Annotated in this window: 13 protein-coding genes and 2 pseudogenes; 4 read left to right on the forward strand and 11 right to left on the reverse strand. The window is 59.1% G+C overall.

Features of this window, described 5'->3' with window-relative positions; genetic code table 11:
* Positions 1-163: 163 nt before the first annotated feature.
* The 6 genes from Q666_RS34595 to Q666_RS34620 form a co-directional block, all read right to left on the reverse strand.
* The gene (locus Q666_RS34595) at positions 164-1993 is read right to left on the reverse strand and encodes an aminopeptidase P family protein (RefSeq protein WP_023000322.1); all 1830 of its coding nucleotides are present in this window, start codon (positions 1991-1993) and stop codon (positions 164-166) included.
* Complete coding sequence (locus Q666_RS34600) at positions 1986-2981, reverse strand: oligopeptide/dipeptide ABC transporter ATP-binding protein (protein ID WP_023000321.1); 996 nt, start codon at positions 2979-2981, stop codon at positions 1986-1988. The genes Q666_RS34595 and Q666_RS34600 overlap by 8 nt, the downstream gene beginning before the upstream one ends.
* Complete coding sequence (locus Q666_RS34605) at positions 2978-3979, reverse strand: ABC transporter ATP-binding protein (RefSeq protein ID WP_023000320.1); 1002 nt, start codon at positions 3977-3979, stop codon at positions 2978-2980. The genes Q666_RS34600 and Q666_RS34605 overlap by 4 nt, the downstream gene beginning before the upstream one ends.
* Positions 3976-4842 (reverse strand): ABC transporter permease, encoded by an 867-nt coding sequence (locus Q666_RS34610; protein WP_023000319.1) that lies wholly within the window; start codon positions 4840-4842, stop codon positions 3976-3978. Before Q666_RS34610 ends, Q666_RS34605 begins: the two co-directional genes overlap by 4 nt.
* Entirely contained in the window at positions 4839-5780 is a 942-nt protein-coding gene (locus tag Q666_RS34615) for an ABC transporter permease (RefSeq protein WP_023000318.1), read from the reverse strand. Before Q666_RS34615 ends, Q666_RS34610 begins: the two co-directional genes overlap by 4 nt.
* 192 nt (positions 5781-5972) lie before the next feature.
* A complete protein-coding gene (locus tag Q666_RS34620; RefSeq protein WP_023000317.1) occupies positions 5973-7571 on the reverse strand; it encodes an ABC transporter substrate-binding protein in 1599 nt (532 codons plus the stop codon).
* Between the two features lie 281 nt (positions 7572-7852).
* Here Q666_RS34620 and Q666_RS34625 point away from each other — a divergent pair, with 281 nt between their 5' ends.
* Together Q666_RS34625 and Q666_RS66655 are read left to right on the forward strand one after the other, a co-directional pair.
* A complete protein-coding gene (locus tag Q666_RS34625) occupies positions 7853-8449 on the forward strand; it encodes an XRE family transcriptional regulator (protein WP_051990042.1) in 597 nt (198 codons plus the stop codon).
* A 70-nt stretch (positions 8450-8519) separates the two neighbouring features.
* A pseudogene (locus tag Q666_RS66655) lies at positions 8520-8690 on the forward strand (IS6 family transposase); the annotation flags it as partial.
* 307 nt (positions 8691-8997) lie between these two features.
* Here the strand turns inward: Q666_RS66655 and Q666_RS65370 are convergent.
* Together Q666_RS65370 and Q666_RS34635 are read right to left on the reverse strand one after the other, a co-directional pair.
* Positions 8998-9312 (reverse strand): type II toxin-antitoxin system RelE/ParE family toxin, encoded by a 315-nt coding sequence (locus Q666_RS65370; RefSeq protein WP_081713154.1) that lies wholly within the window; start codon positions 9310-9312, stop codon positions 8998-9000.
* 29 nt (positions 9313-9341) lie between these two features.
* A complete protein-coding gene (locus Q666_RS34635; RefSeq protein WP_023000313.1) occupies positions 9342-9572 on the reverse strand; it encodes a CopG family ribbon-helix-helix protein in 231 nt (76 codons plus the stop codon).
* A 169-nt stretch (positions 9573-9741) separates the two neighbouring features.
* On the opposite strand from Q666_RS34635, the pseudogene Q666_RS34640 reads away from it, so the two are divergent.
* Positions 9742-10269 (forward strand): annotated as a pseudogene (locus Q666_RS34640) (recombinase family protein).
* Between the two features lie 111 nt (positions 10270-10380).
* Here Q666_RS34640 and Q666_RS34645 read toward each other — a convergent pair.
* Genes Q666_RS34645 through Q666_RS34655 form a run of 3 tightly spaced genes read right to left on the reverse strand, consistent with a single transcriptional unit; the run spans position 10381 to position 12961 of the window.
* Complete coding sequence (locus tag Q666_RS34645) at positions 10381-11226, reverse strand: alkaline phosphatase family protein (protein WP_023000312.1); 846 nt, start codon at positions 11224-11226, stop codon at positions 10381-10383.
* The gene (locus Q666_RS34650; protein ID WP_023000311.1) at positions 11223-11816 is read right to left on the reverse strand and encodes an HD domain-containing protein; all 594 of its coding nucleotides are present in this window, start codon (positions 11814-11816) and stop codon (positions 11223-11225) included. Before Q666_RS34650 ends, Q666_RS34645 begins: the two co-directional genes overlap by 4 nt.
* Positions 11813-12961, reverse strand: a complete 1149-nt coding sequence (locus Q666_RS34655; protein WP_023000310.1) for a TauD/TfdA family dioxygenase — start codon at positions 12959-12961, stop codon at positions 11813-11815. The genes Q666_RS34650 and Q666_RS34655 overlap by 4 nt, the downstream gene beginning before the upstream one ends.
* 98 nt (positions 12962-13059) lie before the next feature.
* Between Q666_RS34655 and Q666_RS34660 the strand changes: the two genes are divergently transcribed.
* Positions 13060-13917 carry a LysR family transcriptional regulator gene (locus Q666_RS34660; RefSeq protein ID WP_023000309.1) on the forward strand — a complete coding sequence of 286 codons (858 nt, stop codon included), beginning with the start codon at positions 13060-13062 and terminating at the stop codon, positions 13915-13917.
* The last annotated feature ends 63 nt before the right edge of the window (positions 13918-13980 follow it).

The raw sequence follows: 13980 nt of genomic DNA on the forward strand, positions 1-13980 counted from the left end.
GTTCCGGCCGGTGTCCACGCGTTTGAGGAGAAGGAGATCGTCACCAGATTCTATGGCCACAGCGTCGATAAATTCCGGACCGCGGCCCAACCTAACCAAATTATGTTACCCGAACGCTGACGATAAAGCCTATCGTTCGACTTGGCTGCATCGGTTTAGGCGCCTATATCGCCTTACGCCACTCCTGTTTTCTCGTTAAGGGTTTGCAGGCTTCGTGCAGCCAGTGCGCCGACCTGCCCACACAATGCGGCCCAAGCTGCTTATCCACCAGTGCATGATAGCTGTCCAGCCAGGCGATTTCGGCGGCACTCAACCGCTCTGCGATGAGCGCATCGGTCTGGATGGGGATCCACGTCAGATTTGAAAACTCCAGAAAACCGTCATCCGCCTCAATGATCTCGAACAGGTTCTCGATGCGGATACCGTAGTGGCCAGCCTTGTAGTGACCTGGCTCTATGGACATCACCATGCCGGCGCCAAGGTCGACAGGATTGTGTGGCTTGCCGATCCGTTGCGGTTGTTCATGCACCGACAGGCGATGGCCTATGCCGTGGCCGGTGCCATGATCGTAATCGAGGCCGAGATCCCACAACGGGCGGCGGCAGATGGCATCAATGTGATGGCCCTGCGTGCCTTTCGGAAAACGCAACGTCGCCATCGCGACCAGTGCCTTGAAGACGGCCGTATAGGCTTCTTTATACCCTTCCGGCAGAGTACCGAAGGTATAGGAGCGGGTCGCGTCGGTGGTTCCGGTCTCATATTGTCCGCCGCTGTCCATCAGGTAACAGGTGGAGGGAAGGATCGGCGCTGAAGACTTCGGATCGGCCGCATAGTGGCACATGGCGGCGTTGCCCCCGGCACAGGAGATTGTCCGGAAGCTCTCCGACAGAAATTCCGGACGCGCCTTTCGGCACGCAAGCATCTTCTCTTCCGCCTCAAACTCGCTGACCGGATCGCCACCTGCGGCCCGCGCCGGGACGGTTTCTTGAAGCCAAGCACCGAATTCCACCCAGGCGACCGCATCCTGTATGTGACAGGCCCTGATGCCCTCCAGTTCGGTGGTGTTCTTCTGCGCCTTGGCAAGTGTCACGGGGCTGCGATGCGCCACCGGCTCGGCCTTAGCCGCAACAACGGCCTGACCGACGGCAGCCGGCGAGAAATCCGGGTCAACCAATACTCTCGCGCCGGCGCGTAATTTCTCGTTCAGTACATTCAGAAAGGCGTCTTTCGAATGCACAGTCAGCCAGCCGGGCAGCGTATCTCTGAGACCACCCACGAAATTGTCCGCGTTGACAAACCAGTGCCCCTTACCCTCACGCTCCAGCAAAAAAAACGACAGCGGCATCGGATTGAAGGCAACGTCGTCGCCGCGCACGTTTAGAAGCCAGCAAATGTTGTCCGGCTGGGAGTCTACCAGCAGATCGATACCGTCCTTCTCCAAAACAGCGATCAGCCCGGCGCGCTTTTCGGTCGCCGAGAGCCCCGCGAACTGCATCGGAAAGGCGCTGATGAGGCCTGCGGGCTCCGCGGGCTGGTCGTGCCAGACGGCATCGACCGGATTGCAGTCGACCGGCATCAGCTTCGCCCCGGCGCGAGCTGCTGCAGTCTCGAATCGTGCCACCCAGGCGGGAGGCAGCAGCATGGCGTCATAGCCGATGCTCCAGCCGGGGTCGGCCACGACGCCGAGCCAGCTTTCCGGCGGGCTCTCATGGAGATGATCCCGGTCGATCAGCCCAGCCGGACACTGGTTCTGCGCCTGTACCGTATAGCGGCCATCGACGAAGAGGCGCACGCCGTCCACGGTGACGATGGCAACACCCGCCGAGCCGGTGAAGCCGGTAACGAAGGCAAGGCGCATGTCATGTGGAGCGATATATTCGCCCTGATGTGCATCGAAGCGCGGAACGATCAGGGCGTTCAGGCCGCGGGAAGACATTTCCGCACGCAGGTCGGTAAGACGGCCGGCAATCACGGCACGGGTCGTTTCAGGCATTCTCAATCTCTTCGGCATGGTGACAGGCAACCGAGCCGCGGCTTTCAATGGCGCGCAGCACCGGCAAATCCGTTGTGCATTTCGGGGTCTTGTGGCGGCAGCGGACGTGAAAGGGGCAGCCCGTCGGAATATCCATCGGCGAGGGCAATTCCCCCTCAAGATGGATTTTCCGGCCCTTGTCGTCCGGATCCAGCGACGGCGCGGCGCTGAGCAGCGCCTGACTGTAGGGATGCATCGGCCTTGCGAACAGGGTTTCGCTGTCGCCGATCTCCACAATCCGGCCAAGATAGATGACGGCAACCCGGTTGGAGACGTGGCGCACAAGGCGCAGATCATGGGCGACGAACAAAATCGTCAGACCAAGCTGCTGCTGCAGCTGTAAGAGCAGATTGACGATCTGCGCCTGCACGGAGACATCCAGCGCGGAGACAAGTTCGTCGGCAATCAGCACTTCGGGCTCGACGGCGAGCGCCCTGGCGATGGCAATGCGCTGCCGCTGCCCTCCTGAAAACTCGTGCGGCAGTTTCTCCAGCGCGTCATGAGGCAGCTGCACAAGATCCATCAGCTCCGCCAGTCGCGCCGGCACCTGGGCCGCGCTGCACATCTCATGCACCAGCAGCGCCTCTTTCAGGATCTGACCGGTGGTCATGCGCGGATTGAGTGACGAATACGGGTCCTGGAACATCATCTGGACGCGGCGGTTGTAGCTCCGGTCCCGCAGCTCTCCGGCTGCAAAAATATTCGTCCCTTTGAACCGGATCTCGCCGACTTTCGGCTTGTAGAGCCGCACGATGCAGCGCGCGAGGGTTGACTTGCCGCAGCCGGATTCTCCAACAACGCCGAGGGTCTCTCCGCGGTGCAGCTGCAAGGAGACGCCGTTCAGCGCGTTGACATCCCGCGGCGTGCGGCCCGCGACCATATCAAGCACTCCCCGCTTGCCCTTGAAGGTCAGGCTGACGTCGCAAATGTCCAGAACCGTCTCGCTCACGCCGCCGCTCCGTTGTGTTTTTCGAACTTGTTGAAACAGGCGATCGCGCGGCAGTCGCCGGAGGGTAGAAGCTCCGGCCGAACCAGTTCACAGGTCGAACTCTTGTTCGGGCATCGCGGCGCGAAAGCACAGCCCACTGGTAGGGCAAGCAGGCTCGGCGGCGTTCCCGGGATGGAATATAGCGGCGTTCGCGGCGGCACGTCCTGTGGCACCGAGCGCATCAGGCCGACCGTATAGGGATGTTGCGGCGCCTTCAGCACGGAGCGCACCGCCCCTTCTTCGACGATCCGTCCGGCATACATCACCGCCACCTGATCACAGGTCTGGGCGACGACGCCCAGATCGTGGGTTACCAGGATAACGCCCATGTCGAAATCCTTCGCCAGTGACAGGATCAGGTCGAGGATCTGTGCCTGGATCGTGACGTCGAGAGCCGTGGTCGGCTCGTCCGCCAGGAGAAGCTTCGGTCTGGCGGCAAGCGCGATTGCGATCATCACCCGCTGGCGCATGCCGCCGGAGAACTGGTGCGGATATTCATTGAGCCGCGAAGAAGCTGCCGGGATACCGACAAGATCCAGCATTTCGATAGCGCGCTTGCGGCGCTCCGATGCCCGCATCACCGTATGGGCCTTCAGCGTTTCGTCGATTTGCAGCCCGACCGTCAGCAGCGGATTGAGCGAGGTCATCGGTTCCTGGAAGATCATCGCGATCTCGCCACCGCGGATCTTGCGCAGTCTCGCCTCCGACAACTCGACCAGATTGTCGCCGTGCCACATGACCTTGCCTGTCGTGCTGCCGTAGCGCCGGGAAAGACCGAGGATGGAGCGCAAGGTCACGCTCTTGCCCGAACCGCTTTCGCCGACAAGGCCGAGGACTTCGCCCTTGCAGAGCTTGAAGCCGACGTCGCGCACGGAGGGGATGGACAGGCTGCCAGCCTTGAAGGTGGTCGAGAGACCTTCCACTTGCAGAACAGGGGTGTGAACAGAGGTCAGGGTCATCCGCGCGGCCTCAACAGATCCGCCAGGCCGTCGCCGATCAGCGAGAAACCGAGCCCGGTCATGACGATGGCAATGCCCGGCATCAGGCTTAGCCACCAGGCGGTAGTGATGAAATTGCGCCCCTCGGCGATCAGAACACCCCATTCCGCTTGAGGCGGCTGCGCACCGAGGCCAAGGTAGCCGAGCGACGAGCCGAGCAGGATAGCGAGCGCCATGTCGGTCATCCAGTAGACGATAATCGGTGTGATCGCGTTCGGCAGCAGATGCCGAAAGATGATACGCTGATCGGAATATCCCATGACGATGCCCGCCGACGCATAGTCGTTTGCCTTTTGCGAGATCACCTCAGCCCGCATCAGCCGGGCGTAATAGACCCAGTTCACCAGCGTGATCGCAATATACATGTTGGTGAGCCCGGGCCCGAGCACAGCGACGATGGCAATCACCAGCACCAGGAACGGGAACGTGATGACAGCATCGACAACGCGGCCGAAAACGAGATCCGCGATGCCGCGGTAATAACCGACCAGCGCCCCGACGACTACGCCGATGACAAGGGCAAAGACGGTGGCGAAAAACGCCATGCGCATGTCGACGGAATAGGCCCAGATGACGCGGGAAAAGGTATCCCGCCCCAGCAGGTCCGTGCCGAAGATATGTTCCCAGCTTGGCGCCTGGCGCACCGCGACATAATCGATCTGATTGGGATCGTAGGGTGCAAAGAGACCCGGAAAGAGGGCAAGCAAGGTGGAAAAGCCAATGATGCCGACACCGGTCATGAAGCCCGGCTTCGACAGGGCCTGTTTCAAGAGACCCGGCTTTTTTAAAAGGGCCGCACTCGGGGCAAGGGAGATATCGCTCATGTCAGGCGCATCCTCGGGTCAAGCCAGCTCTGGAAGAGGTCGGTCAGAAGGAAGACCAGCGATACCAGCACGGCGAAAGTCAGGGTCAGGCCTTGGATAAGCGGATAGTCACGAGCGAAGATTGCGTCGAGCATTGACCGGCCGACACCCGGCACGGCGAAGACCGTTTCCGTGACGAGCGTGCCGCTCATCAACTGTCCAATGGAAAGACCAAGCAGGGTTACGGTCGAGATCAGCGCATTTTTCAGGACATGCCGACCGAGAACCAATCGGTTCGGCAATCCTTTGGCCCGAGCGAACTGCACGAATTCGGCGTCCAGCACTTCAATGATAGCGGAGCGCAAGTTCCGCAGCAGAATGGCCGAGGTATAAAGCGCCACGGTGGCGGCCGGCAGGAACAGGTGATAGAGCCGATCAGCAAAGGTTTCGCCGTAGCCACCGACGGGAAAGAGCCGGAGCTGCGCTGCGAGAAACGTTAGCAGGATCAGGCCGATGTAGAAGACCGGCATGGAAAGTCCGACCTGGAACACCGCCCGAATGAAATTGTCCTGCCACTTGCCGCGATTGACCGCCGCAAGAAAGGCTAGCGGCCCGGCGATCAGGACCGAAAGCGTTACCGCATAAAGGGTCAGGAAAATCGTCGTTGGCAGCCGCGCCAGGATTACGTCCAGCACCGGGGCGCGCAACAGGATGGATCGCCCGAGATCACCTTGAAGGGTGTTCGTTAGGAACAGCCAGAACTGCGTCCAGAGCGGAGCGGTCAAGCCGAGCTTTTCACGGATCGCAGCTATATCGGCATCGGATGCCTTGTCGCCCGCGATCGCGATGGCCGGGTCGCCGGGAAGAAGACGCACCAGAAGAAAGATGATGATCATCACCAGGAGGAAGGTCGGGATCATCAGAACCAGTCGGTTCAGGGTGTATTGCACACCAGCCATTTTATTGTGCCATCATTTGCAGAACAGGATTCGGGAGGCTCGCATGCCAGTGGGATGGACATTCGGGCCTCCCGCTCGTGGAAGGAACGTGTGAGATCAGCGGATGTTGGATCAGTGCCGTTCGAACATCGAAAACCTGATCGTCTCCAAGTGTCGGGCATCGTGTCTGCGTTCATTCGAACGCAAGATGCCCTATCGTTCCATCGAGGCCTTTTCGAAGATGTTCGCACCGAGCGGCGTCTGGACGTAGCCGGAGACCTTTCCGGATACAGCGACCGCGAACGGAGTCTCGTACATGAACAGGAGCGGAGCTGCATCCGCGTAGAGTTCCTGCATATTACGATACTGGTCCGCGCGCTTTTCCGGATCCATCTCGGTGGAGGAGGCTTCGTATAGGGCATTGAATTCGGCATTATTCCAACCCGTTCCGACCGCCTCGCGCGTCGGGAAGTAACCGAGCCAGCCAGTGACCTGGCTCGGATCGGAGACATCGTCCACCCAGCCATAGGTGTGTATGTCGAACTCGCCAGTGCGGTTCTTGGCGCCACGCGTCGGACCATCCACCTGTTCGGCGACGAGGTTGATGCCAAGCGGCGCCCACATCTGTTGCAGGGCGGCGAAGATGGTGGCGTCGTCCGCAGACCCCGCCAGGGTGGTCAGCGCAATTTCCGTTCCTGGCGCGAGACCCGCCTCGGCAACCAGGGCCTTGGCTTTCTCAATATCGAAGCCGTAAAGCGGGCTCATGTCGATGGCCAGCGGAGTCGATGACGACATCAGCGGCGAGGACATCGGTTTGCCGGCACCCTGCAGAACGAGCTGGATCAGCGCATCTTTGTGGGTGGCATAGTTGAGGGCCTGTCGCACCCGTTTGTCGGCGAGAGGATTTGGCGATCCGTCGGCGCGGGTCTCGCGGGTGTTGATCGGTGAATAGATGATCCGGGTCGACGGAAACAGATACATGTTAACGGCAGGATCCGCATCCAGCTCGGCAACGCGCGAGAACGGTATAAACTCGGCGATATCGACCTCGCCTGCCGTAAGCTTGAGAATGCGGGTGGCGTCGTCCGGAATGTCCTGGAAATGCACCTTGTCCAGATAGGGCAGTGGCTTCCCGTCCTCACCCATTTTCCAGTAGTGCGGATTGGCGGTAAATGTCATTGATGAGCCCTGCTCGAACCCGCTGAGATAAAATGGGCCAGCACCGACACCGGGACCACCGGAAGCGAAGATAGCTGCGGATTTTTCCTGGTCGGTCGCACCTGGTGCTGCCTCGAAGGCCTTCTTGGAAACAATAGCCGAATTAAAAGTCGCCAGCATCGAAAGCAGTGCCGGGTCGGGGTTGGCGAGCGAGATAGTGATGGCCTCACCGTCCGCGGTTACCGAAGAGATCGCCGAGAAAAGCCCGGACCAGGGTCCAAGGTCCGGATTTCTTGCCCGATCCAGCGAGAACACAACGTCCTCGCCTGTCAACGGGCTGCCATCGGAGAACTTCAGGCCGTCGCGCAGGGTCAGGGTGATCGACATACCGTCGGCAGCGACCTCATATTTTTCTGCCAGCGCACCGATGATTGCGCCGCTTTGCGGGTCGCTTTCCAGAAGTGTCGAGAATAGGCTGCCCACCATCCAGATGTCCGGATTGCGGTCGGCATAGATAGGGTCAATCAGCTTGGATCCGTCGTAACGGGCGAATTGGAGTGTACCGCCACGCTCGACTGCGCTTGCAGCTTCATATGTGAAAACGCTCAGGGCCGTGCTCATTGCCAGCACAGTTGCAAGTGCCGTCGCCTTCATTTTGTGTCCTCCCAGACGCACATGTGATGATGCCTCGGAGCTTATCCAACACTATTGCCGCTGCAAGTGATTTTTTAGTCAGGCTTTTGTTTTTGCAACTTTTTTGAACCAATATTAAACTTCGATTTTTGCTCAAGTATATGAAATAATGGAGTAATTAGAATTTAAGGGAGATAATTTTATGCTTAAAAAATTTTTAGCATAGATAAAGTCACTTTCCGATACGACTGGTGTTTACTGTCTCCGGCGGGTATAAGACGCTGCCGAAATGGAGAAAAGCAATGACGCTGAGCGAACCAACAGCCACAGGACAAGCGGACCAGGACACGCCTAACTACGGTCCCATAATACGGCAGCGGCGAAAGGCTCTCGGCATGACTCTGGACGACGTCGCCAAAGCAACCAATCTGACGATCGGGTTCCTGTCACAGGTGGAACGAGGCATTTCATCGCCGTCGCTTTCCTCGTTTCAGAGGATAGCTGGAGCTCTTCAAACTAGCCTGGAACAACTGATCAAGTTGCCCGAACCTTATTCAGAGTTCGTTTCGAAGGACAATCGTCAAACTTATGTTCTCGGAAAATCCAAACGGCTCTATGAAAAACTCGGGCCCGGTTTTCCCGGTGCACTTACATATCCGTGCATCATTCATCGCCCACCTGGGCACATTTCCGAACATATGAAGCACGAAGGTGAAGTCTTCTGTTATTTGTTGGAAGGTAGCCTAGAATACCACCTCGGTGACAAAGTCTTCATCATGAGACCCGGCGACAGCATTCACCACGACACATCTAAACCGCATTATTCGAAAGTTTTGGGTAATGAAACGTCGTCGGAGCTTTGGGTTAGCTCTACACCAATCAACTATTCAAAGAGTTGATATTCAAGTACGGATGACGCGTGTTCGCAGGTTCTGTCGCAAAAATTTTGCGTGTGACGAATAGCGGTCTTTGCGAAAACGAGAACGGGGTATGCAGGGATTTCGGTCGCCGAGCGGATTGCAACGTTTCCTGTATGTCTTCTCCGCGGTTCGAAATCTCTTCGTTCCACCTCGCTCGAAATCTTCATCCCTCACCATCCATCTGCATCGGATCGGCGCCATCGCACATTGGAAAGCCGTCTTCTACTCCAGGAACCGACCTCTTCCCTGTGCCAGATCCAAATCCGCGGCTACGTCGCCTTCAACCCACTGCCGTAACGCCGCCATCTTTTTCTCCAAGACAAACATCAAGACTGTGTCAGCAGGAGCGGCAGCATACGAGTGCATAATCCACTGGCATCTTCTGATTGCACTTACTATGATACCACCACTCAGTTTCCAACTTCTCCAAGAGTGAACTGAGTTTGGAGAAAGGCATGTCCGCAAGCTCGCTTCAGGCCCCGGTTCTCTCCCTACAGGGACTGGGGTCGCTCCGATACAGGCTTCAGCTAAACCACGCTTACTCTTTCCTCAGTAGCCTGCTTTTTCTGGTGTCGGAATGCCAGGACATAGAGCACATCGACCGCCGGTTCATAGCGGTAGAGGGACACATAGCCTGAATCCCCAAAGGTAATCAGCAACTCACGCAGCTCAGGCAAATCAGGGTTAGGTCGGCCAAAGTCGGGGGGCGTTTCCAGTAGCAAGAATTGGCGCTCGATGGCCTGACCCGCTCGTCTGCCAGCTTCCGAAGACTTGACTGCAAGAAACCGTCGACATCGTTCCAAGCCGAGCGCCGCGCCTTCGGTAACGATTACTCGTGGCACTCAGGCACCGTCTTTTCCTCTTCGTTGCCCTAGGTGTTCAACCAGGTGCGCACTTCCTGTCCGGTCAGATGCCGTCCGGTTTCCTGATAAGTCGACCGGGAAGCTAAGGCTTCCTGCTTGAGGCACTCACGAGCCTCTTCCCTCTCGAAGAATTGCCGGATGGCTTCAAGCATGATCCAGTGCGGCGAGCGGCGGCGCTTAACAGCGAGGTGTTGGACACGGCCTTTCAGCACATCGTCGATCTTGAGCGACGTTGCCATTACAACCCTCCTATTACTTGGTGATCCCTAGTGATCAACTTGCCCGTTCATTGCAGTCCGTCAAGTGTCCGTTAGCCGGTGATACAGAACATAGTCCGGCAACCTGTTTGAACGACGGATGTTCGGACAATAAACTAGGCGGACGGGACGACGGACAAAGACCGTGGAAATGGCTCTGATCGGTTACGCGCGGATATCGACGGCGGGACGGGAAACAGCCCTTCAGACGGATGCGCTGCCAAAAGCAGGTTGCCCGCGGGTATTCGAGGACATTGCCTCTTCGGCCAGGGCCGATCTGCGTGGTTTGGACGATGCACTGTCTTACCTGCGCGAAGGCGGCGTGCTGGGAGTCTGGCGGTTGGATCGGCTCAGCCGCTCGATGCATCACCAGATCGAGACGCTAAGCGCGCTTGAGTCGAACGGTGTCGGTTTCCGGTCTCTGGCCGAAAACAACGACTCCACAACCCCGGGCGGACGGCTCACCTTCCATGTATTCGGTGCACTGCGCTAGTTCGAGCGCGACCTGATTTTGGAGCGCAGCAAGGCTGGGTTGACTGCTGCCACTGCGCGCGGACGAAAAGGTGGCCGCAAACCGGTCGTCAAAGCTGGCAAGCTGCAACGAGCTAAGGAACACCTCGCCAATGGGCTGAACGTCCGCTGTCAGTCCTTTTTTGTTTGTGTTGAAAAGCAACAATGACGAGCAGCGCGTGTTCGCTGCGTTTGCCCAAAACCCGAAGAAGTCTGTGACGACCGCAGCTCGTCTTATTGGAACGGATGCGAAAAATTCGGTCGGGAAAAGTTTGGGAAGTCACTTGGCATGTGGTAGTGGCATGAGAAAAGCATCGCCCATGCCCTCCGCTGGCTGGACATCCATCAGCGCCAGAACCGAGGCGGCGATTCCCAGTTGGGACAGCTCCGCCCCCTTTTCAGGGCCTTCAGCATCCGAAAACAAATAGAACGGAACTTCGGTTGCGGCCAGTGCCGTTCCACCGTGCCAGTGGTCTGATGTCATGCCGTGGTCTGCGGTGACGATGACATCGTAGCCAAGATCGCGCCACACTGGGATCGATCGCGACAGCGCATTGTCGATTTGCCAAATCTGGCGGCGATATTCTTTGCTGTCACCGCCAAACGTATGTCCCAGCGTGTCGGCGGAGCAGGAATGCAGCAGCATGTAGTCGGGAGCATGCCATTCTATCATCAGCGTCGCCTGTGCGCAAAGATCGATTTCGGCGGGGGCACAGGCGTTCATCGGGCCGTAGCCCTCCATCGAATAAAACCGGGCGGCTTGGATATCCGCATTCTTATCCAGATGCTCGATGGAGCGCAAAGGATCCCACGGTTGTCCGACGTAGAGATGGTGAAAGTAGGCTTGCGCCACCGCGCCCGTGCGCTTGCCGGCCGCGCGGGTCAGAGAAAAAACGTTGGGTGAGGAGGATGCGCGCATCCCGTCATTAGAGACGATACCATGCTGATGCGGCCAGAGGCCGGTGTGAATGGTTTCGTACATTGGCCCCGAAAGACTGGGCAGCGCTGTGCGCATCTTCCACCGGCGTGCCTGCCCAAGCGCGACAGCCCCTTCGAGCCAGCCGCATTCGGAAAGGGCCGCGTCGTAGCCAGCACCGTCCATGATGACAAGTAGAACGCGGGTCATGCACCGCGCCCGCAACGTATGTCGACCAGCCGCTGCACCATGGGTGCGAAATGCCAGAAGTCGGGTGTTTCCATCCCCGCGACCTTCCCAGCCTCGTCGAGATATCGAACGGCGATGATCTGCTTGAGGTTCGGGTTCTTCTCGAACTCGGCCACTTCCTCGCGCGACATTGGGCCGCCCTGCAGATTCAGCGAATGGATCGAGGCCTCGGACAAGCGCTTGAAATACTCGGGGCGGGTCGCGCAGAGGTAACGCTTTGCCGCGACGTGGTATCGGCAGCAATCGGTCACGACAGAAGGAAAGTACCGCTCTAACACATCGGCGCCTGCGTCTTCGTGATGCCGATCCTCGGTGTCGTCCATCGTGAAGGTCCCGAATTCGCTGGTGAAATGGCCGATGTCATGCAGTAGCGCGCCGACGATGATTTCTTCGGATTTGCCGTTGCGCTCGGCGATCGTGGCGCCCTGCAGCATGTGTTCGCCCATTGTCACGGGCTCGCCCAGGTATTCCTCACCGCCGCGCCGATCGAAGATGGAGCCGATGAAGGCGACAATTGTCTCGGCCGTCAAAGTGTCGATATCTGGCCTCATTCCGCGGCCTCCAGCACACCTTCACGGCACATCGCGTCATGAGCGGACCGCAGCCCGTCCTTGTCGGCGTAGCAGCCTTGCAGCCAGCGCGTCCCTTCACCGGAATAGCCTTTGCGCGCGTGCAGCACGCGGGTGTTGTCGACGACAAAGGCTTCGCCCGGCTCCAACCGGAACGTCAGCTCCATGGCCGTGTCGTCGATGATCTCGCCCAGACGGCGATAGGCGGCGTAATAGGCCTCCATCTTGTCGAAGGGTACCTCCGTGATGGCCGCGCATGAGCGGTTGTTGAAACGGATGCCGGTCAGCTCGCCGTCAGGTGCCAGTTCGATCATCGGCCGACGCGAGGTCAGGCAAACGCCCGCCTCGCCGGCATATTCGAACCGTGCGCAATGATCGGCCAGCAGGTCGAACTCCTCGGGGTTTTCCTCGCGCAGGCGCAAGGCCGCAGCGAACCCGTCGACCACCATGTTCTCGCCCCCCGCAGCAGAGCTCTCGAGGCAGTAGAGAACCTGGATCGTCGGCACCGGGTCGCGATAGGGATTGTCGGTATGCGCCTGAAGCCCAAGACCGGTGAAGGCGAGGTTGGTCGGGTTCACCTCGGTCCGAACCTCAAAGTGGCGGCCATAGTTCGTCTCGCGCACAAAGCCGAAAAGATCGACGATCCGGAACAGCGCCCCGGGTTCGACCGGCGCGTTCACCACCTTGGCAAACCCAAAGCGGACGATCTGGCCCAGCCAGTCGCGCAAAGGGGCTCCGCCTTGTTGCAACTGGGCAAAATCACCGCAGGGCACGGCAGCCATCAGCCCTGCATCCCACGCCTGGATCCCGTCAGGCAGCCAGCCGCGCGCGGTTGGTGCCGCATGGTCATAGGCATGCGCTGCAAGCCATGCGGGATCAAAACGAACGGTCTTGTCCTCCGGCATGAAACGCACCTGAAGCGCGCCATCCGGGGCGATCTCGGCCGCCGCTATCCGGGTGTCGGCCGGGATGTCGCGCAGGGCGATCAACCGCTGCCCGTTGCCCGGGGCGCGTGTTTCGGCATCCTGCGCGTTGTCCCGCAGCCAGATCGCATGAAACCGCTGCGGGCCAGCGGTGGATTCCAGCGTCAGAAAGGTTCCGGACGGATCGAGTGTGACGGACAGCATGAGATTTCCCAAGAGTTGATTGCGACTTGGCTGGAGTTTCGCAAGCGCAATGGATAACTTCAAATCAGGAATTTATGGCCTGAGGCATCGTTTGACTTATGAAAAGGGATCGTCTTCCTCCGCTCGAATGGATCCGCGCCTTTGAGGCAGCGGCGCGGCTTGGCAGCTTTACCGCCGCCGCCGAAGATGTCGGCCTGACGCAGGCCGCGGTCAGCCAGCGGATCGGACAGTTGGAGAAACACCTCGGCACACCCCTGTTCGACCGTCGGGCGCGGGCCATCTCTCTAACCGTCGAGGGCGAGGCCTGGTTGCCCCACGTCCGCCTTGCGCTGGAAGGGCTGCGCGACAGCACCGAAGCGGTTTTCGGCACCGGACACCGACACCTGACACTGTCCGCCAGCCAGACCATCATCGACCTGTGGTTGCTCCCCAGGCTGGGTCATCTGCAAACCCTGACAAAAGCCGAACTCTCGATTCAGTCGATGGTTGTCGGCACACATGACGCCCCGCAGGATGACGTCATTCGCATCCGTTATGGGACAGGCGACTGGCCGCACCCTTATCGCGCCCGGCTCTATGCCGAACAAATCGCCCCGGTGGCGGCGCCCTCTCTGGTTGCCCGCCCGGAGCATTGGACAATGTTACCACGCATCGCTTGCGCCGGTCAGCGACCCGGCTGGCACGCCTGGGCAGCCGCGTTCGGCATCCCGACCACCCCATTGCCCGACCTGCGCTTTGATACCCATCTGTCGGCACTTGGCGCGGCCAAGGCGGGGTTGGGCGTTTTTCTGGCATCGCTGCCTTTGTGCGCGGAGGCCTTATCAACGGGAGCGTTGGTGCGCTTGGACCCCGGGTCTCTTTCTCATCACCAAAGCTATTGGCTGCTCGCCAGCCCACAAGCGGTGTCGCGGGACCAATGGCAGGCGATTACAACGGCAATCATCAATTCTGATTGAGAAATCGGAATTGAGCAGTCATTCGTCGGCTAGCAGCATCAATTGGTTTGGGCTCAGAGCCGA

Source organism: Labrenzia sp. C1B70, from assembly GCF_000475395.1.
Classification (GTDB): domain Bacteria; phylum Pseudomonadota; class Alphaproteobacteria; order Rhizobiales; family Stappiaceae; genus Roseibium; species Roseibium algicola.

Bases quoted from the DNA above. Each gene is read 5' to 3' on its own strand.
- Q666_RS34605 (WP_023000320.1), bottom strand. From the start codon at position 3,979: ATGACCCTGACCTCTGTTCACACCCCTGTTCTGCAAGTGGAAGGTCTC.
- Q666_RS34625 (WP_051990042.1), top strand. From the start codon at position 7,853: ATGACGCTGAGCGAACCAACAGCCACAGGACAAGCGGACCAGGACACG.
- Q666_RS34635 (WP_023000313.1), bottom strand. From the start codon at position 9,572: ATGGCAACGTCGCTCAAGATCGACGATGTGCTGAAAGGCCGTGTCCAA.
- Q666_RS34655 (WP_023000310.1), bottom strand. From the start codon at position 12,961: ATGCTGTCCGTCACACTCGATCCGTCCGGAACCTTTCTGACGCTGGAA.
- Q666_RS34645 (WP_023000312.1), bottom strand. From the start codon at position 11,226: ATGACCCGCGTTCTACTTGTCATCATGGACGGTGCTGGCTACGACGCG.
- Q666_RS34595 (WP_023000322.1), bottom strand. From the start codon at position 1,993: ATGCCTGAAACGACCCGTGCCGTGATTGCCGGCCGTCTTACCGACCTG.
- Q666_RS34620 (WP_023000317.1), bottom strand. From the start codon at position 7,571: ATGAAGGCGACGGCACTTGCAACTGTGCTGGCAATGAGCACGGCCCTG.
- Q666_RS34615 (WP_023000318.1), bottom strand. From the start codon at position 5,780: ATGGCTGGTGTGCAATACACCCTGAACCGACTGGTTCTGATGATCCCG.
- Q666_RS34660 (WP_023000309.1), top strand. From the start codon at position 13,060: ATGAAAAGGGATCGTCTTCCTCCGCTCGAATGGATCCGCGCCTTTGAG.
- Q666_RS34650 (WP_023000311.1), bottom strand. From the start codon at position 11,816: ATGAGGCCAGATATCGACACTTTGACGGCCGAGACAATTGTCGCCTTC.
- Q666_RS34610 (WP_023000319.1), bottom strand. From the start codon at position 4,842: ATGAGCGATATCTCCCTTGCCCCGAGTGCGGCCCTTTTAAAAAAGCCG.